At 71.3% G+C, this 18,751-nt stretch carries 11 protein-coding genes; 5 read left to right on the top strand and 6 right to left on the bottom strand.

Annotated features, from left to right (window positions below):
• Positions 1-84 precede the first annotated feature (84 nt).
• Together ACIGWZ_RS15525 and ACIGWZ_RS15530 are read right to left on the bottom strand one after the other, a co-directional pair.
• On the bottom strand, positions 85-831 hold the full coding sequence (locus ACIGWZ_RS15525) for a hypothetical protein (RefSeq protein ID WP_400064688.1): 747 nt from the start codon (positions 829-831) through the stop codon (positions 85-87).
• Positions 832-1,084: 253 nt separating this feature from the next.
• Positions 1,085-1,681, bottom strand: coding sequence for a TetR/AcrR family transcriptional regulator (locus tag ACIGWZ_RS15530; RefSeq protein WP_400064690.1), 597 nt, complete (start codon positions 1,679-1,681; stop codon positions 1,085-1,087).
• 114 nt (positions 1,682-1,795) lie between these two features.
• On the opposite strand from ACIGWZ_RS15530, the gene ACIGWZ_RS15535 reads away from it, so the two are divergent.
• A complete protein-coding gene (locus tag ACIGWZ_RS15535; protein WP_400064692.1) occupies positions 1,796-2,620 on the top strand; it encodes an SDR family NAD(P)-dependent oxidoreductase in 825 nt (274 codons plus the stop codon).
• Between the two features lie 274 nt (positions 2,621-2,894).
• Here ACIGWZ_RS15535 and ACIGWZ_RS15540 read toward each other — a convergent pair whose 3' ends face one another.
• Positions 2,895-3,653: a hypothetical protein gene (locus ACIGWZ_RS15540; RefSeq protein WP_400064694.1), complete on the bottom strand. Its 759-nt coding sequence runs from the start codon at positions 3,651-3,653 to the stop codon at positions 2,895-2,897.
• A gap of 305 nt (positions 3,654-3,958) precedes the next feature.
• On the opposite strand from ACIGWZ_RS15540, the gene ACIGWZ_RS15545 reads away from it, so the two are divergent.
• Positions 3,959-4,858 (top strand): SCO0930 family lipoprotein, encoded by a 900-nt coding sequence (locus tag ACIGWZ_RS15545; RefSeq protein WP_400064696.1) that lies wholly within the window; start codon positions 3,959-3,961, stop codon positions 4,856-4,858.
• Between the two features lie 528 nt (positions 4,859-5,386).
• On the opposite strand, the gene ACIGWZ_RS15550 is transcribed toward ACIGWZ_RS15545, so the two are convergent.
• The gene (locus ACIGWZ_RS15550; RefSeq protein WP_400064698.1) at positions 5,387-6,967 is read right to left on the bottom strand and encodes a hypothetical protein; all 1,581 of its coding nucleotides are present in this window, start codon (positions 6,965-6,967) and stop codon (positions 5,387-5,389) included.
• A gap of 169 nt (positions 6,968-7,136) precedes the next feature.
• Here ACIGWZ_RS15550 and ACIGWZ_RS15555 point away from each other — a divergent pair, with 169 nt between their 5' ends.
• From ACIGWZ_RS15555 to ACIGWZ_RS15565, 3 genes are all read left to right on the top strand, one after another.
• Complete coding sequence (locus tag ACIGWZ_RS15555; RefSeq protein WP_400064700.1) at positions 7,137-12,656, top strand: beta strand repeat-containing protein; 5,520 nt, start codon at positions 7,137-7,139, stop codon at positions 12,654-12,656.
• A 90-nt stretch (positions 12,657-12,746) separates the two neighbouring features.
• Positions 12,747-13,049 (top strand): WXG100 family type VII secretion target, encoded by a 303-nt coding sequence (locus ACIGWZ_RS15560; protein ID WP_400064702.1) that lies wholly within the window; start codon positions 12,747-12,749, stop codon positions 13,047-13,049.
• 107 nt (positions 13,050-13,156) lie between these two features.
• A complete protein-coding gene (locus ACIGWZ_RS15565) occupies positions 13,157-17,536 on the top strand; it encodes an FtsK/SpoIIIE domain-containing protein (RefSeq protein WP_400064704.1) in 4,380 nt (1,459 codons plus the stop codon).
• Between the two features lie 91 nt (positions 17,537-17,627).
• Here ACIGWZ_RS15565 and ACIGWZ_RS15570 read toward each other — a convergent pair whose 3' ends face one another.
• Positions 17,628-18,326, bottom strand: a complete 699-nt coding sequence (locus ACIGWZ_RS15570; RefSeq protein ID WP_400064706.1) for a hypothetical protein — start codon at positions 18,324-18,326, stop codon at positions 17,628-17,630.
• A gap of 20 nt (positions 18,327-18,346) precedes the next feature.
• Positions 18,347-18,640 (bottom strand): hypothetical protein, encoded by a 294-nt coding sequence (locus ACIGWZ_RS15575; protein ID WP_400064708.1) that lies wholly within the window; start codon positions 18,638-18,640, stop codon positions 18,347-18,349.
• Positions 18,641-18,751 lie beyond the last annotated feature (111 nt).

The following is an 18,751-nucleotide window of genomic DNA, read 5'->3' on the forward strand; positions in this document are numbered from 1 at the left end:
TGCTTCGGAATGCTTCCGGAGCGCCGCGGTCGGCTGCGGTCCGGGGCGACTCCCCCGGCCGCCTGCGACGCGCCGGCAGCCTGCTCACCGAGGTCCGCGACCGCGCGTGACCGGCAGGGGCACCCGCTGGAGAAGCGCCGCGCAGCAGATGACGAGCGCGACCAGGCAGCACCACAGACCGAGTGCTTCCATGCGGATGAGGCTTACGACGCCGTCGGTGAAGACGCAGTCGACGGCCGGCGGCAGAAGGCTGCGGTCGGTTCTCAGGATGTCTCCGGTAGGTGCGGACTGCAGATGACCCACCTGCCAGGTGAAGCACTCGTTGTGGAGATCGACGGTCGACAGGCCCATGAATCGGTCCACCCTGGTGACCCAGATCGTGGCGGCAACAGCGGGCGCCAGGATCACGCCCGCTCTGGCCCAGCGCGCCGTCCGCGAGGGGCGGTCCGTCGCCCAGGCGACCGTGCCCGCCACCAGCAACGCCACGCCGCACCACATCAGCCATCCGCCCGCGGAGGTGGGGTGGCCGGCGCCGTACGTCGACGAGTCCGTCCAGTAGCACGCGAGGCGCGGCGGGAAAACGTCGACGCGGACGTGGGTCAGCGGGAAGTCGTCGTCGAGGGTGCGCTGACCGCACACCGTTGCCGGCCGGGTCAGCGCGAATCCGTACGCCAGCGTGTGCGCGTACCCCACAGCACCTGTAACCGCCCCCAGCACAGCCCATCGCAGGTGCCGTGGCGGACGGCGCCGGCGCTTCCATGCCACATAGGCGAACGCACCGGCCGTCAGCCAGATGCACAACGCCAGCCACAGGCCCAGCCACGCGATCACGCCCCGCCCCCTTCGTCTCACTCCCAGACGGACGGAGCATGGCGGCGGTTCCCGAAGTCCGCCTCGTCAACGGACAACTGCCGCTAGGCACGTCGCCAACTGCCTTTGACTAACCGGGTGTTGAGGGTCGCGGCATCCTGGCGCGCCCTCTGGCGATGCGGCGGGTGGCGCCGCTGTGCGGGCATCGGTCCACCGGTGAGCGTCCGGGTCGAGGGCGTCTGCGGCGACCTCCGCGGGCGCCCGTCGCGTTCGATCAGCCCCGTACGGCGGCCAGTGCCTCGTCGTAGAGGGCCGCCAGGTCGACGCGGCCGCCGTCGCGGACCCAGGCTTCGGTGGCGGCGTCCACGCAGGCGAAGACGGTCGCGACGACCGCTGCGGCGCGGACCTCGGAGACCGGGCCCTCCCCCGCGGGCATGCGGGCCCTGACGGCGGGCAGGACCAGCTCCTGCCAGCGCAGCCGCTTCTGCGTGTAGCGGGCGCGCAGCGACGGGGTGTCGAAGATCAGTGCCGTGATCTCCCTCAGCCGCTCGGCGTCGCCGTGCGCATTCATGAGCACTTCGAAGCCGGCGCGCAGGGCCTCCCACGCGGTGGCGGCGGCGGGCTGGGCCTCCACCGTCGCGCGCAGCAGCTCCCCGAGTTCCTCCTGCTCGCCGCAGACGATGTCCTCCTTGGTACCGAAGTACCGGAACAGCGACCGCTGGGAGATGCCCGCCTCCTTTGCGATCTGCGCGATCGTCGTGGCCTCGTAGCCCTGCTCGGCGAAGAGCCGCATGGCCGTGTCGAAGATGCTCGCGACCACGGCCTGCCGGGAGCGGTCCCACAGGCTCGGCTGCGTTGCGGTGGTCCCCATCGGGCCAGCATATAGGCAGACCGCCAGTCTGACCCCTGCTGCCCGATTGGCAGCGACTGCCAACCGGGCATACAGTGATTCTCGACGATGTCATCCGATGAGCGAGGAGCCACTGTGAACGCGGTCGACTACCGAGGCAGGACCACCCTGATCACCGGCGCCAGCTCGGGCCTGGGCGCCGAATTCGCCCGCCGGCTCGCCGCGCGAGGTTCCGACCTGGTGCTCGTCGCCCGCCGCGAGGACCGCCTGAAGGCGCTCGCCGAGCAGCTGTCCGCGGCCCACGGCGTCGCGGTGGAGACGATCACCATGGACCTGGCCGTCGACGGGTGCGGCGAGCTGCTGGCCGCCGAGGTCGACCGGCGCGGCATCACGGTCTCCAGTGTCATCAACAACGCCGGCTTCGGCACCTACGGCCGCTTCCACGAGGAGGACCCGCAGCGGCTCCGCCAGGAGGTGGGCCTGGACGTGATGGCCGTCGTCGACATCAGCCGCGCCTTCATCGGCCCGCTGCGCGCCCGCGGCGAGGGCGTGCTGGTGAACGTCGCCAGCATGGCCGCCTACCAGCCCGTCCCGAACATGGCCGTGTACGGCGCCACCAAAGCCTTCGTACTCAGCTTCACCGAGGCCCTCTGGCAGGAGTCCCAGGGCACCGGGCTTCGCGTCCTGGCGCTGTCGCCCGGCGCGACGAAGACGGAATTCTTCGACGTGGCCGGCTCGGAGGACGCCGCCGGCGGCACCAAGATGCAGACCTCCGAGGAGGTCGTACGCACCGCGCTGAAGGCGCTGGACCGGAAGAACCCGCCGCCGAGCGTGATCTCCGGAGGCATGAACCGGATCATGGCCCTCGGCGGACGGCTCGCGAGCCGCCGCATGGTCGTACGGATGGTGGACCGGATGTCCGCGCCCCGGGACCGCTCGGCGCCCCGGACCTCTGCTTGAGGACAGACGTACCGGCGTTCGGTTCATGGGCCGGTAAGCCGGACCCTCGGTGGGGTGGAGGCGGGTCCGGGCGAACGCCTCCGGGCCGGCCGGCAGCCGCTGCGGCTCGGCCAAGGTGCCTTTGCGCACGAACGGCTCGTTCCACCGCTCGTCCGGCATCGCGGCGATCGAGGCCGGTACCGGTCCCTCTTCATCCGGGCGAAGGCGTGCCTCAGCGTTCAACACCCCACTCGTACGAGGAACATGCCCGCCTCGCGGGCTTCTGCAAGACCCTTCAGGGCCGGTCTCCTCGATCAGCGGCGCCGGAGTCCGCCGGGACGGCGTCCTGCTCTTGCTGCGTCGCCCGTCGTTCCGCGCCCCGGCGCCTCCAGGCAAGGACGAAGCCGACTCCGGCTATCAGCGTGGGAACGGCCAACTCCATTGCCAGTGAAGCCACCCAGTCGGGGTTCATCTGCCGCGTCAGGCCGCTGGTGTACCGGCAGGTCGCCTGAGGTGGGAAGAAGCTGTATTCCAGCGTCTTCGGTGCTTGGGTTCCCCAGTCGGCTCCTGCCGAGCAGGCGGACGACGGCCCCGCGAACAGCCGCCATCCAGCCAGTGCGTAGAACATGAGGAACACGGAGCCGGTCACGAAAAGCGCCGTCCACGTGCGTCGGAGCTTCTCGGCCCTGGACATCGGCTTCACCAGATCGCTGCCGACCCGCGGATCGAAACACTCCGCGATCAGGGCCACGAACAGGCAGGTGACCAGGGCCAGCAGGCTGCCCCAGAGCAGCACACCGAGCACTCCCCGGCCACCGATCGAGGAGACTTCTCCGTGCTGGAACTCGCAGAAGGTGGCCGGTGGAAACGCCTGCTGCCGCACCCGCAGGAGCCGGCCCGGCCCCTGCGTGACCCCCTGCATGCATCGCTCGTCGAATTCGAGCATGCCGAACAGGGCGAGCCCTGAGCCGACCACCACGGCGCCCAACGAGATTCCTGCCGCGATCCATAGGCCGCCCGTCCGGTAGCCGCCGTGCTCAAGCGCGTTTGACATTCGCGCACAGTAACCGACCGCAAGGCCGTGCCTGGCGGCTTCGCTTCCGAATTGGCGGGCGGCGTACGGGCCGGGTCCGGTCGGCGACCCGGACGCGCCGTCGGCGTCGGCGTCGGCCCTGGGGGCGGGCGGTTTCGCGGGGGCGTCGGCTACCAGGTCCGTCAGGCAGGCGAGGTACAGGGCGATGGCCTCGGCCGGGTCGCGGACCGGAGCCGGGGCTGGTGAACGCATCCGCCCCGCCGTCCGTGCCTTCTGTCGACCAGGGCGCTGATCCGCGCCGGTGAAGAGGACGTACGGGAGTGGACATGGTGAAGTGGCGGAGCGCCTCGATCGCGGTGACGGCGGCGGCGTTGGCTTTTGCGACAGCGGCGTGTGGCGGGAAGGAAGCGCCGGCCCAGGACAAGGTGGCGCCGGCGGGCGCCAACGGGAAGCAGGTGGCCAGCGTGCCCACCGGGCCCGCCGGGGAGCTGAGCGTGTGGGAGAGCAACGAGCTGGGCGATGTGCTCACCGACAGCGCCGGCTTCACGCTCTATCGGTTCGACAAGGACACCGCGAAGCCGCCGACGTCGCGCTGCGCGGGCGACTGCGCGAAGACCTGGCCGGTCGTCCCGGCCGCCGGTGCATCGGCCTCGGCGAAGGTCGGCAAGTCGGCACTGGGCTCGGTCACCCGCGCCGACGGGACCAAGCAACTCACGGTGGGTGGCTGGCCGGTGTACCGCTACGTGGGCGACACCAAGCCCAAGCAGGCCAACGGGCAGGGGTCGGGCGGGGTGTGGTTCGCCGCGGCGGCGGACGGCAGCAAGGCGGCCAAGGGCAAGAAGGCCGGTGCGGAGGCCGGGAAGAAGCTGCCGGGGCTGTCGGTGCGCAAGGACCCCGCGCTCGGGAAGATCCTGGTCGACAAGCGGGGCTTCACGGTCTACCGCTTCACGAAGGACTCGGCGTGGCCGATGAAGTCGGCGTGCACCGGCGCCTGCCTGGACAAGTGGCCCGTGGTCCAGCCGGTGGACAAGAACGACGCGCCGGGCGTCATCAAGAAGAACTTCCTGGTGATGAAGCGGCCCGACGGGATCAAGCAGCAGACGGTCAACTGCTGGCCGGTCTACACGTTCAAGGGTGACAAGCAGCCGGGTGACACGAACGGGCAGGGGGTCGGCGGCACGTGGTACGCCGTCTCGCCCGAGGGGAAGCTCGTCAAGGTGACGTAGTTCCGCGGCACCGCGCGGTACGGGACGGGGAAGACGCCCCGGAGGTTCTCTCCGGGGCGTCTTCCCTTGCTGCGTTCACGGGGGTGTGTGGTGTGTCCGGCCCTCGTTGCGGTGGCCGGAGTCCGCGGGGTGCGCGGGGCACCGGCGGGTGCGCGGGGCGCCGCAGGGTGCGCTGCGGCAGGCGGGCCGGGGTGCCGGTGCGGCCCTCACTCGCCGCGGCGCGCCACGGTGAACGGGGCGTCGCCCACCCGGCACCGTTACCCCGCACGCCGGGTGGGCCGGGCGCTCGCCGCCGTCCGGCACACGGCCGAGGCGCGACCGTCGCACGACCGGCCGGCACCCCCCTCGTGGAGGTGCCGGCCGGGCCGGACAACGAAGAGCCGTCAGGTGGTGGGAGTCGGGGGACTCCCACCACCTGACGGGTTGTGCGGTCGGGCGGTCCACCAGCGGGGAGAGCAGCGCGAGTCGGTGGACCGCCCGACGTTCAGGGGTGTTTCCGTGGTCCACGCTGCCGCAGGGGGGGCGCGGCTACCGCGCCAGGAGGCGTCCTTCGGGGACGACTCCGGTCTGCCGGGCCGGTGCCGCGGTGGTGGCGCCGGCCCCGGAGACGATCCGGGTCTGGCCGGGCACCACGACCCGCAGCCCGAGGACGCCGGTGTCCACCAGTCCGTCCGGGTGCGCGTGCCAGCGCCAGTGCGCCCCGTGCACATCGCCGACGGCCAGCACGATCCAGGAGCCGCCCTCCGGCGAGCTCAGTTCGGCCAGCACCTGGGCGTCCGTGGCGGAGGCGGGGTTGGGGACGACGACGAAGCCGTTCACCGGGCCGCTGCGGGCGCCGCCCTTCACCAGGCCGAGACCGAGGCCCTCGGCGCCCTCGAGCACTTCGGCCGGCGCCTTGCCGACCAGTTCGTGTGCGGTGGGGAGGCGCAGCACGCCCTGGAATCCGGGCATGGCGGTGGCGGTGGGGTCGACCAGCAGCACCACGGTGCGCTGCCGGGGCGCGTCGAGCAGGCCCCGGACCAGGGCGGCGATGGTGTCCTGGGCGACGGCGAGGTCGCCGGTCAGGCTCAGTGCGCCGTTGATCCCCGCGAGGTCCACCAGGACCTGGGCGGCGGTGTCACCGTCCCAGCCGACGCGGACCAGATGCGGGCAGGAGACCTCCCACGCGGTGTCCAGGTCGCCGACCGCCGGGTGCCCCGTCCGCTCCCAGCGGTTGGGGGTGACGGCCGTCCACTGCGGAGGCGGGGTGGCGCCCCCGGAGACCGCCACGGAGATCCGGGAGGCGGTGGCGAGCGCGCTGTAGACGCGGACCGGGCCGGACTCGTCGGGGTTCTTGACGAGTTCGTGCACCGCGTGCCGGACGACCAGCGGGGTGCGGGTGTCGGCCGCGAGGCGCTTGCCCAGGCTTTCGCGTCGGCGTCGGCGCAGGGCCAGTTCGGCGAACTGCGGCAGCCGGGGGCGGAGCGCGTACGCGGCCGCCCCCATGCCCCTGCCCGACCTGCGCAGGCCCCGGCCGAAGGCCTTGCGGAAGACCACCAGCAGGGTGAGCAGGGCGACGCCGCCGGCGCCGAGCCCGACCAGCGGCAGGGAGACCCGGTCGCCGATGCCGGTGAAGGGGTTGCCCGACGACTGCTGGGTGACCGGGGCGCGGCCCGCGTCCGGCGTCGTCCCCTGGCCGGAGCGGGGCGCCACGGACGGGCCCTGCCCCGCCGCCGGGAGCGGGCCGACCTGGACGCCGGTACCGGCAGCGTCGGCGGGGAGCTGCAGGACGTAGCCGGCCTCGACCGTGTTGGGGTCGTTGAAGGTGGCGCCGCCGGGCTGGACCCGGCCCTTGTTCAGGTTGAAGATCTCCTGGAAGCGGTTGCAGTCGTGCAGGACGCGCTGGGCGATCAGGCACAGCGTCTCCTTGTGGCCGCCGTTCTGCTCCGCGCTGCGTACGACGTAGTACTTGACGTTGTCGGCCGCGGACGCCGACGGGGCGGCGACGGCCCCGGCGATCAGGGTCAGTCCGGCCGCGGCGGTGAGCGCGAGGGCCCGTGCGGCCGGCCGTCGGGCGCGGCGGCGCGGGGTGGTTTCTCTTGCCAGGGATGCGGTGCGTGCAGTGCTCACGGTTGGGGTCCTCCTCCGTCTCGCCGGCCGTTGCCGGACCGGCGCTCGCTGCCAGGCCGCACGGGCGGCGGGCGGCGGGGGTTCACCGGACGGCCGGGAAAAGTCGCGGTGAACCGTCCGGCGGTGCGGGCCGTGCCTGCTCCCGAGCCGGAGAGGCGGGGAGGACGCAATGGCACGACGACACCCCACGGGGTGGGAGATCCTCGGGTTTGCCGAGGATCCGACACCCGGGGAGCCCGAGGGCATCAGGAATCTGTCGGCGAACTACAACGAGCTGAGCGCGCAGGCCAACGAGGCGCTGCAGCTGTTCGGCGACGGGTCGAAGATCAAGGCGGGCAAGGGCGACGCCATGAAGGGGTTGCAGGCGCGGATCCAGGAAGTTCCGCAGATGCTGGACAAGACGGCGGTGTCGTTCAGCAACGCGGCCAAGGCGTACACCCGTTACGCCGATCTGCTCACCGATGCGCAGAGCAGGCTGGACCAGGCGATCGACCAGGGTCTGGAGGCGCAGGCGGAGGGCGCGGGCAAGGACAAGGCGGACACGCCGGCCGGTGCCACGCCCGATCAGGCGGCGACGGACCAGGCGGCGAACAACGCCATCGATGCCGCGAACGAGAAGTTGAGCGCGGCGAAGTCGCTGGCCGAATCCGCCCGGCAGCTGCGCGAGGACGGGTCGAACGAGGCCGGCCGGATGCTGCGGGAGGCCGCCTCGCAGGCCATTCCGGCCCGCAATGTCTTCGAGGTGGCCTCGGACTGGCTGACCGACAACCCGGTGTTCGAGATCGTGCTGGGTGTGCTGGTCGCGATCGTCGCGGTGTTCTTCCCCATCTTCGGGCTGATCGCCGGGCTGCTGCTGCTCGGCGTCCAGCTGTTCAAGATGGGGATGAACGGCAAGTTCAACGTCGGCGACATCCTCGTCGGCGTGTTGTCGATCATCCCGGGCGCGGCCGCGCTGGGCCTGCTGGGCAAACTGGCCGCGACGGTGGGGAAGATCGCCATCGTGGCCAAGGTGGCGGGTGCCGTCGGGAAGCTGACCGGCCCGATCAAGGCCGGTATCGCGGCGATGAGCACGGCCATCCGCGCCTTCCTGAACACCGTCGGCAAGGGGATCATCGGCACCAGCACCCATGTGCTGCTGTCGCTGGGCGGCGCGGTCCTCAAGGACGTCGCGCTCAACTTCGGGCTCGGTGCCCTCGGTGCGGTCGTCACCAACGCCATCAACGGGACCGAGGTCAACTGGAAGGACGTGCTGATCGGCACGGCCATCTCCGCGGCGCTCACCCTGCCGCTGGCCGCGTTCGGGGCGTCGAAGTTCGGCGCCAACCTCAAGACCGGCATCACCAACCTCGGCAGCAACAGCGCCAAGGCCAACGAGGGCTTCAAGAAGGCGTTCTCCAAGGAAGCGCTGGGCATCACGAACGGCAAGTACAGCTTCTCCAGCGCGTTCGTCGCCAACAAGGGCGGCGGGATGAAGGTCGACACCCACGGCATCAAGACGACGCAGAGCCCGAGCACCGAGGGCAAGCCGTCGACGACGATCGAGACGCCGGACGGGGTCTCGACGAACACCGGGCTCGGCCCCGATCTGGACCTTGCGCCGGGGCTGAGTTCGACGACGTCGGAGACGACGACGCCGGACGGCTTCACGGCGTCGACCAAGAGCACACCGAACAACCAGACCACCACGACCACGATCGAGAGCCCCCAGGGCGACACGATCGTGAACACCAACACCCCCACCGGGCAGAGCACCGAGGTGTCCACACCGGTGTCCGAGGGCGCCGTCAAGGACACGGCCAAGGCCGTGGGCGACACGGTGCTGCCGAGCTCCGTCTCCGACAAGGTGATGTCGCCGTCCCCGAGCCCGCTGACGTCGACCGCGGGACCGGACGCCACGACCACGAACCTGCCGAACGACGGCGGTTCGCTCACGCACAACCTGCCGGACGGCAACCCCGCCACCGTCGACATCAACCCCCCGGCCGGCGCCACCCAGGCGGACGGGACCACCCCGGCCAACCCGGTCACGGTCTCCGCCCACGACGTGTCCACCGGCAACATCACGGTGACCGACCAGGGGACCAACGGCATCGCGGTGGGCGGCGACGGGATCAACGTCAGCCAGAACAACAACGTCAACACCGTCAACTCCGGCGGGAACCCGGTGATCGCACACGACTTCACCCCCGGGAACCCCTCGGTCAGCCACGACATCGGGAACAACCAGTCCATCGACTTCAACCCGACGAACCCGGGGGCGGGCGCGGACCTCCCCGGAGGCGGCCATGTGAAGGTGGACAACGCCGGCCATGTCCAGGTGGACGTCCCGGCGAACGGCGGTGGCAGTCACACGACCACCCTCGACGGCGGCAACACGACGACGTTCCAGAGCCAGGACGGCACCAACACCACCCTGAACAACAACGGCGGCGCGGCCATCACCCACGGGGACGGGACGAAGGTCACCATCCCGCAGAACGGCGACGGCTTCAGCGTCACCGACGGCACCGGCACGAAGACGACCTTCAACAACGGCGGCAACAATGCCGTCACGGTCAACCCGGACGGTGCGAACCCGGTCAGCGTGGGGCCGAACGGCGGCGTGACCTCGGGACCGGTCACCACCGACGGCCAGGGCGGCGGCACCGTCGTCCCCGGCGGTGCCGGCACTGTGACGTTCAACAACAACGGCACCACGTTCAACGGACCGAACGGCACGGTCAACGTCGGCCACGACGGCTCGTTCGACGTCAACGGCATCAACAAGGCGCCCGACGGCACGCTCACCACCACGCACTTCGACCCGGGCGGCAACCCCACCTTCCAGAGCAACACGATCAACCCGGACGGTTCGGGGACGATCCGCGGCGGAGGCTCCGACTACACCATCGACCCCGACGGCACGCTCAACTACGCGCCGGGCACCGACATCCCGCAGACGCCCGTCCAGGGCCCGCAACCGCAGGGCCAGACCGGTCCGCTGACCATCGACACACCCATCCAGCAGCCGGCCGTGGGCGCGCCGGTCACCCATGGCGACACCACCGTCATCAAGAACCCGGACGGCACCACGACCTTCACCGTCAACGGCAGCAACGGCACCACGGCGACCTTCTCGCCCGGCGCCCACACCACGACCCTGAACCACAACGACGTCACGGTCACCACGGCCCCGAACAAGACCACGGTGACCGGCAACGACGCCGCCAACCCGGTGACCGTCACCACGAACTCCGCGACCGACACGACCACCCACACCACGACGACGAGCTCCACCATCCACACCGGGCCCAACAACGCGCCGGTCACCGTGAACCACAACAACGGTGCCACGTCCGTCGGCCCGAAGGGCACCACCCCGAAGGTGGACGTCGCGCCGACGGACAACGGTGCCGACGTCACCTCCGGCGCCACGACGACCCACATCAACGACAACGGCGCCGCCGCCGACGTCAACGGCACCAACGTGGCGACCACCACCGACACCGGCGGCCAGCAACCCCAGCCCACCACGACCGCGCCCACCGGCAACAACACGTCGGTCACCGCCGACAACAACGGCAGCGCGATCAGCGATCAGGGCAACACCTTCTCGGTCGGCAACGACGGCACGGTCACCAAGGGACCGGCCGAGATCACCCACAACCGCCCGCCCGCGGCCGGGCCGGGCGCCGAGATCACCAACTCCGACGGCGGCGCCCCGTTCAACGCCACGGTGACGAAGGACAAGGTCGACATCACCGGCAGCGGCGTGCACACCGAGTCCCAGGACGGCGGCGCGGTGAAGTTCACCGACAGCAACGCCCCCAACACCGGCATCACGGCGAACCCCGACGGCAGCATGAACGTCACCCACCCCAGCGGCGACAAGGCCACGCTCAACCCGGACGGTTCGTTCGACGTGTCCACCCCGGGCGGCCCCACCACCCACAGCACGTCCCACCCCAACGGGGCCAACGGCCCCACCACGACCACGACCGTCGACCACGGCCAGGGCTTCAAGACCACCGTCACCGGCGACAACAACGGTCTCAGCAACACCACCACGCACAACAGCGGCACCGGGCACACGACCAACGCGGACGGTTCCGTCGATGTGGTGAATCCGCCGAGCAAGGCCGACATCAGCGTCAGCAAGGACAGCGCGACCGTGCACACCCCCGACAAGCACGTCTTCGGGGACAAGGGCCCCGACGTCCACGGCGGCGGCCACGACATCGCGTTCAACGGGGACGCCGGCAACGGGCCGGTGGGCACGACCATCGAGACGCCGGGGACGCACCCGGTACAGGAGCCCGGCAGTACGACCTTCCAGCACGCCGACGGCACCGGCAACGTCGACGTCACCTACGGCCCGGTCAAGGGGAGTTACGGGCCCGAGGGCGTGCACAGCGTCGGTCCGGAGCCGGGGGGCAACACCCAGGGGACGAACGGCAAGCCGGTCGACATCACGACCGTCAACGGCGACGGCAAGGGCGGGATCACCGTCCAGGCGCCCGGCAACGGCCCGACGATCCACCACGAGGGCGGCGACCGCAACCTCGGGACCGGCGGAGGCGGCGGCAAGACCACCGTCGACACCGGCTCCACCACCATCACCAAGACCGAGGAGCCGCCCAACCCCAAGGACCTCAGCGCGAATGACCGGAACGGCATCGGGCCCGAGACCTTCAAGGTCAAGCACAACAACGCCAACGAGCCCAGCGTCGAGGTGCCGGTGGGGGGCCAGGGCTCGAAGGTGACGAGCGCCGGCGACAACTACACCGTGACGACCAAGAACGACGGCACCTTCGAGGTGACGGCCACCAACGACCCCAACGACAAGGTCACGGTCGGCAACAAGGGCGCGCTGTTCGACGCGAACGGCAATCCGCTTCCCCCGTCGCACCCGGGAGCCCCACCGATCCAGACCCACGCGTTGAACGACGGCACGGTCATCACCAGCGTCTACGGCGGCGATGTGATCGTGAAGTCGCCGACCACGGGCGCCCCGGAGACCGTCATCACCAACGGTACGGCCACGACCTCGAGCGGCAACACCACGATCACCCAGCCCTCGGACGGCGGAAAGCCCACCTACACGACCGCCGACGGCAACACCTCCCTGACGATCGGCCCGAAGGGTGTGGACGGAACCCATTCCGTTCCGAACCTCGACGGCACGCACACCGTGTACAAGATTGACGCGGGCAACACCGGGGCGGCCTCGGTCACCAACACCACGAGCAAGAAGACCACCTCGGTCGACGCCAACGGCAGCTACTCCGAGCAGCACAACCCGCTGCACGACTACACCGCCCACATCGACCCGTCCGGCGCGAAGGACTGGGCCTGGGACATCGCCACCGGCCAGATCACCGGGCTCGCCAACACCGCCGCCCAGGCCGCGTACAAGATCGGCCAGGGCGGGGACCCGGACGCGGTCTGGCAGGACGCCTGGGCCGGCCACGCCCGCGGCATCACCAACACCCTCGCCAACAGCAAGCCGGCCACCGCCCATGTCTTCAACGGCAACAGCGTCGAGACGGTGCTGGTCGACCTCCCGAAGAAGATCTTCGGCTACGGGGACGGGGCGGTCGACACCGGCGCACTCGATGCGGACGACCCCACCCGGATCTCCACCAAGGAGATCAAGAACGGCGGACCGGGCATCCATGCGCCCACCGATCCGCGTCAGCCCACGGCCTGACCGGGGGCCACCCCTCGCACGTCCCGGCCGGCGCCCCCGTCCGGCCGGGCCACCGCAAGTACCGCGACACCCACCCAGAAGGAGAACGCCATGCCCGACTACCGGATCCGCAGCGAGCAGACCGAGGCCACCTCGTCGTCCCTCCTCGCCGACTTCCAGGCCGCGATGGACATGCTCAACAAGATCCGCGCCGAGGTCGACGGCCTGCTGGCCGACGGCTACCAGACCCCCGCCGCCGAGCAGCAGTTCAAGCCCTTCTTCGACCAGTTCCACACCGGGTTCAACCAGACCTGCCAGGGGCTCCAGGGCATCAGCCAGTACGTCAAGGGCGTCGGCGACGCCTTCTCCGAGACCGACTCCAGCCTCGGCCGGAGCCTCACCCAGAGCGGCTGACGGCGGCCGCGCGCCGGGCCGGGCGGGGTCCCACGGCCCCCGCCCGGCGCCGCGCACCGCCCCGTCACCCCCCGCAACAACGCACCAGTGCAAGGGAGAGCACCGACATGCGACTCACCATCACCGTCGTGGACCCCGCGGAGGGGAACGCCTCGGACTTCGTCATCGACAGCGACCCCGAGGCGCCGGTCGGGGAGATCGCCGAAGAACTGCAGCGCACCCTGCGCGGCGACGGCGACGCGCTCCCGGAGCTGTACTCCGGCGACACCGCGCTGCACCCCGAGGAGCCGCTGGCCACGGCGGCCGTGCGGGAGGGCAGCGTACTGGCGCTCGGCAAGCCGCTGTCCGTACCGCAGTACGAGCCGGACGGCATCGCCGAGGTACGGGTCGTCAGCGGCCCGGACGCCGGCACCGTGCACCGGCTGCCGCCCGGCGACTACGAGATCGGAGCGGCGGCGACCTGCCGGATCCGGCTGAACGCGGCCGGCCTGCCGGACATCGTGGCCGTGCTGAAGGTCGACGCCGACGGCCGCAGCCAGGTCCGCGCCGCCGACACCGCACCCGTACAGCTGGACAACGCGCCCGTCCCGCAGTGGACCACCTGGCGCGTCGCCGGGCTGCTCGACCTCGGCAGCGTGCTGCTGGAGCTGTCCGAGCCCACCCGTCCGGACGCCGCGCTGGTCCCGTCGGCCGACGGCCTGGGCCTGGACTACAACCGCCCGCCGCGGCTGCGTCCCAAGCCGGTCAAGAACCGGTTCCGCATCCCGGCGCCACCGAAGGAGCCCAACAAGCGGAAGATCCCGCTGATCCCGCTGCTGCTCGCCCCGCTCGTGATGGCGTCCGTCAGCGTGCTGCTGTTCAACAACTACCGGTACCTGCTCTTCGGCCTGCTGTCGCCGCTCATCGCGATCCTCAGCCAGGTGAACAACAAGCGGCAGGGCAAGCAGTCGTACGAGGAGCAGGTCCGCGAGCACGAGGAGAAGCTGGACCGGCTGGAGCAGGACATCGACGAGACGGTGCAGGCCGAGCAGGCCGCCCGCCGGCTCGCCTGCCCCGACCCGGCCGCCGCGATGCTGATCGCCACCGGCCCCCGGCAGCGGCTGTGGGAACGCCGCTGGCGCGACGACGACTTCCTTCTCCTGCGCCTGGGCACCGCCGACCGCCCGGCCGCCATCGACCTGGAGGACGCCAGCCAGGACGAGCACCGCCGACGGGTCATCCGGCTCACCCGGGACGTACCGGTGACCGTGCCGCTGCGCGAGGTCGGGGTGCTCGGCGTGGCCGGGCCCAGCGAGGCCACCGATCCGCTGGTGCGCTGGCTGCTGGCCCAGTCCGCGATTCTGCAGAGCCCCTCCGACCTGCGGATCTGCGTACTGTCCCACGCGCGCGCCGAGCGGCGCTGGTCCTGGGTGCACTGGCTGCCGCAGTGCGCGCCCACCGGTGAGGACGCGCTGCGGCTGCTGGGCACCAACTCCGAGTCCGTCGGCCGCCGGATCGCGGAGCTGGCCCAGCTGGTCAGCGCCCGTGCCGCCGCCGACAAGAACGCCCCGCGCGGCGGCGCGGCGGGCGAACCCGATGTCTTCGTCGTGCTGGACGGGGCGCGCCGCCTGCGGTCGCTGCCGGGTGTGGTGCAGATCCTCCGCGACGGCCCGTCCGTCGGGGTGTATGTGCTGTGCATCGACGACGAGGAGCGGCTGCTGCCCGAGGAGTGCCAGGCGGTGGCCGTCGTCGACGGCAGCGAGCTGCGGGTCGAGCAGAGCCAGGCGGACCCGGTGGACGGGGTGCGGATGGACGCGCCGAGCCTGGAGTGGTGCGTCGGGGTGAGCCGGGCGCTGGCCCCGATCCGGGACGTCGGGGAGAGCGACGACGCGGCGGTGCTGCCGACGTCGGCGGCGCTGCTGGACGTGCTGGGGCTGGAGCCGCCGACCGGTGAAGCGGTCGCGGCCGGCTGGGCCGTGGGCGGCCGCACGACCCGGGCCGTGCTGGGCATGGGCGTGGACGGTCCGTTCGCGATCGACCTGGCCAAGGACGGTCCGCACGGGCTGATCGCCGGTACCACCGGCTCCGGCAAGTCCGAGCTGTTGCAGACCCTGGTGGCCACCCTCGCGGTCGCCAACCGGCCGGACGCGATGAACTTCGTGCTGGTGGACTACAAGGGCGGCAGCGCGTTCGCCGAGTGCGAGGACCTGCCGCACACGGTGGGCATGGTGACCGACCTCGATGCCCATCTCGTGGAGCGGGCGCTGACCTCGCTCGGCGCCGAACTCAAGCGCCGCGAGCACCAGCTCGCCGAGTGCGGGGCGAAGGACATCGACGACTACACCGACAAGCGGGGCCGCCGTCCCGAACTGCCTCCGCTCCCCCGGCTGGTGCTGGTCATCGACGAGTTCGCGTCGATGGTGCGCGATCTGCCGGACTTCGTCTCCGGCCTGGTCAACATCGCCCAGCGGGGCCGTTCGCTCGGTATCCATCTGATGCTGGCCACGCAGCGCCCGACCGGCGCGGTGACCGGTGACATCCGCGCCAACACCAATCTGCGGATCGCGCTGCGCACCACGGACACCAACGAGAGCAGGGACATCATCGACGCCCCGGAAGCGGGCCAGTTGTCGCCGCGTACGCCCGGCCGCGCCTATGCCCGGCTGGGGCACGCCGCCCTGATGCCGTTCCAGACCGGCCGGATCGGCGGCCGGCGGCTGGCGGCGGCGTCGCAGGACCGGCCGAAGCCGGTGCTGACGGAGCTGCACTGGGAGTCCCTGGGCAACCCGGTGGAGCGGCAGGCCGTCCAGGAGCGGGCGACGCAGGCGGTCACCGATCTGTCGGTGCTCGTCCGGTCGGTCCGGGAGGCGAACGACTCGCTCGGGCTGGTGCCGTCGCGCAAGCCGTGGCTGCCGCCGCTGCCCGCCCGGCTGCCGCTGGAGACGCTGACGCGCCCCGCGGAGCCGGTCGGCCCGTCGGGCCGGCTCGCCCCGGTCCCGTACGGCCGGATCGACCTGCCCGCCGAACAGAGCCAGGACGAGCTGGTCTTCGACCTGGAGACGATGGGGCATCTGCACCTGATCGGGTCCCCGCGCAGCGGCCGTTCCCAGGCGCTGCGCAGCCTGGCCGCCTCCCTGGCGGGCACGCACAGCACGGCCGACGTGCATCTGTACGGCATCGACTGCGGCAATGGCGCCCTCCAGGCGCTCGGTCATCTGCCGCACTGCGGTGCGGTGGTCGACCGCAGTCAGGTGGAGCGCATCGTCCGGCTGGTCGCCCGGCTGGGCAAGGAGGTCGCCCGGCGGCAGGCGCAGCTGGCCAAGCACGGCGTCGCGGACATCACCGAGCTGCGCGGCGTCCTGCCGGTGGCGGAGCGGCCGGCACACCTGGTGGTGCTGGTGGACCGGTTCGAGGCGTTCGACCGTGACTTCGCCCAGTACGACCAGGGCTCGCTGATGGACAAGGTGCAGCGGCTGCTGCTGGAGGGCGCGAGCGTGGGCGTCCACATGGTGCTGGCGGGCGACCGGGTGCTCAGCTCGACACGGTTCTCCAGCACCACCGAGGACAAGCTGGTGCTGCGGCTCAACGAGAAGGCCGACTACGGAATGTTCGGCATCCCCACCCGTCAGGTCCCGGCGTCCATTGCGCCGGGGCGGGCGCTGCGGCCGCAGGATCTCGCCGAGGTGCAGTTCGCGCTGCTCGGGGCGGACGCCAGCGGTGCCGCACAGGTCGGGGCGCTGCTGGACCTGGCGCGGGAGGCCACGGAGCGGGACGCCGCGGTGGCGGCCGCGCTGCGCCCGTTCCGGGTGGACACCCTGCCGGACGAGCTGACCTTCGACGAGGCCTGGGACCGGCGGCCGGCGGACGGCACCGCGTCGCCGATGTGGGCGATGGTCGGCGTCGGCGGTGACGAGCTGACGGCGATGGGGCCGAATCTGCTGGACCGGCCGAGCTTCCTGATCGGCGGCCCGCCGAAGTCGGGACGCAGCACGGTGCTGATGACGGTGGCGCGGTCGCTGCTCGCGCAGGGCACCGGTCTGGTGATCATCACGCCGAAGTCCTCTCCGCTGCGTCAACTGGCAGGCACGGACGGGGTGTTCGCGGTGCTGGCCGATCCGGAGATCGCGCTGGCGGAGTTCCGGGCGGCGATGCAGTCGGTGCGCACCGACACCGGCGTGGTGCTGGTCGACGACGCGGAGCTGCTGCTGCACTCCGAGATCGACGCCGACCTGGCCACCCTGGGCCGCGGCGGGGCCGGCAACGGCTGGGGCCTGGTGACGGCCGGCAACACGGAGGCGCTGTTCGGCGGTCTGGGCGGCTGGATCGTCAGCGTCAAGCGCAACCGCTGCGGTGCACTGCTGTCGCCGCAGTCGGTGACCGAGTCCGACATCGTCGGGGCCCGTGTGCCGCACGGGCTGGTGGGCCAGGGCGTGGAGCCCGGCAGGGCCCATGTGCACCTGGGTGACGGCAAGTTCGTGACCGTACGGGTGCCGCATACGACGGCGTAGCGCGGCGCGGCAAAGGGCCCGGCTCACCTGGAGGTGGGCCGGGCCCTTCGCGGTATGTCTGCCGCGGCCGCCGTCCGGGCGGCCGCGGCGGTCAGCTGGTGGCGGAGAGGAACGCGGCCCCGGCGCCGGCGGGCGCGGACTGCCCGGCACCCTTCCCCTTCCCTTTGCCTTGCTTTCCGGGCCGCTCCACAGCGGTGTCGCGGAAGCGGAAGGTGCCGCTGATGGCGTCGAAGAGGTCCAGCAGCTCCTCGGTCAGTGTCAGGTTGGGGCTGGTGCAGGTGACGATCAGCACCCGGTCGTCGTCGGGCAGCGGTATGACGGTGTGCATCACCAGCAGCTTGACGGTGACCTCATCGGTGACCCGGGCCTCCTCGATGCCGACGACCCGGCCGACCTGACCGACCTCCGGGATCGTCTCCAGGGTGACCTTCCTCGCCACCGCTCCCTCCTTGGCCGGGCCGGCGGTGGGGGTGAGTTGGCGGACCAGGTCCTGGAGGTCCATCCTCAGTCCGGGGGCCGGGGTCACCCCGAAGACCATGGTGTTGGCCAGCAGCAGCCCGTCGTCGTAGTTGTGGAACGCACCGGCGGCGTACAGCGCGCCCCGGCGGCGGGCGCCGTCCAGGACCTCGCGCGCCGTGCGGAAAAGGTCGTTGACCCCTTCGCGGGTGAGTTTGTCGGTGCCGACCTGGGCGACGAGTTTGGCGCGGAGTTTTGCGAGGCTCTCGTGCGCGAGGTCGAACTCGACCCAGTTCTCCGGTACCCGCATCGAGAACGCCTGGGCAGTGGTCATGATGTAACTCCCCTTTTCCGTCAGCCTTGTTGGCCGTCGCCCTTGAGGGTGTCGGCGGTCTCCTTGTCGGCGTCCTCGAACGCCTTCATGATCTGGTCGCAGGCTTGCTTCAGCTGCTCGCACTGGCGCCTGAGGTTCTTGCGGCCGTCGTTCCACCTGTCGTCGAACTCGTTGGCCGCATCGACCATCGGCTCGCCGACGGCCCGTTCGTCGAGGGCGAGCGGATCCTTCCGGTCGATCCGGTCCAGTACCTGGCCCAGCAAATTCCCGAGACTCTTCACGTCGTCACCGGGGATCTCGATCTCCTTGGCCATGGGATGCGGCACCTCGACTTTCGCGCGGGGGCGGGTTCTGCTGTCCCGGCACGGACCCGGGCGGGCATCGGTTCACCCCGACCGGCGAGTAGCGCAGTACCTTTCTCCTCC

It is taken from the genome of Streptomyces sp. NPDC053427, from assembly GCF_044544985.1.
Classification (GTDB): Bacteria; Actinomycetota; Actinomycetes; order Streptomycetales; family Streptomycetaceae; genus Streptomyces.

Bases quoted from the DNA above. Each gene is read 5' to 3' on its own strand.
- ACIGWZ_RS15565 (WP_400064704.1), top strand. From the start codon at position 13,157: ATGCGACTCACCATCACCGTCGTGGACCCCGCGGAGGGGAACGCCTCG.
- ACIGWZ_RS15560 (WP_400064702.1), top strand. From the start codon at position 12,747: ATGCCCGACTACCGGATCCGCAGCGAGCAGACCGAGGCCACCTCGTCG.
- ACIGWZ_RS15545 (WP_400064696.1), top strand. From the start codon at position 3,959: ATGGTGAAGTGGCGGAGCGCCTCGATCGCGGTGACGGCGGCGGCGTTG.
- ACIGWZ_RS15570 (WP_400064706.1), bottom strand. From the start codon at position 18,326: ATGACCACTGCCCAGGCGTTCTCGATGCGGGTACCGGAGAACTGGGTC.
- ACIGWZ_RS15540 (WP_400064694.1), bottom strand. From the start codon at position 3,653: ATGTCAAACGCGCTTGAGCACGGCGGCTACCGGACGGGCGGCCTATGG.
- ACIGWZ_RS15555 (WP_400064700.1), top strand. From the start codon at position 7,137: ATGGCACGACGACACCCCACGGGGTGGGAGATCCTCGGGTTTGCCGAG.
- ACIGWZ_RS15575 (WP_400064708.1), bottom strand. From the start codon at position 18,640: ATGGCCAAGGAGATCGAGATCCCCGGTGACGACGTGAAGAGTCTCGGG.
- ACIGWZ_RS15530 (WP_400064690.1), bottom strand. From the start codon at position 1,681: ATGGGGACCACCGCAACGCAGCCGAGCCTGTGGGACCGCTCCCGGCAG.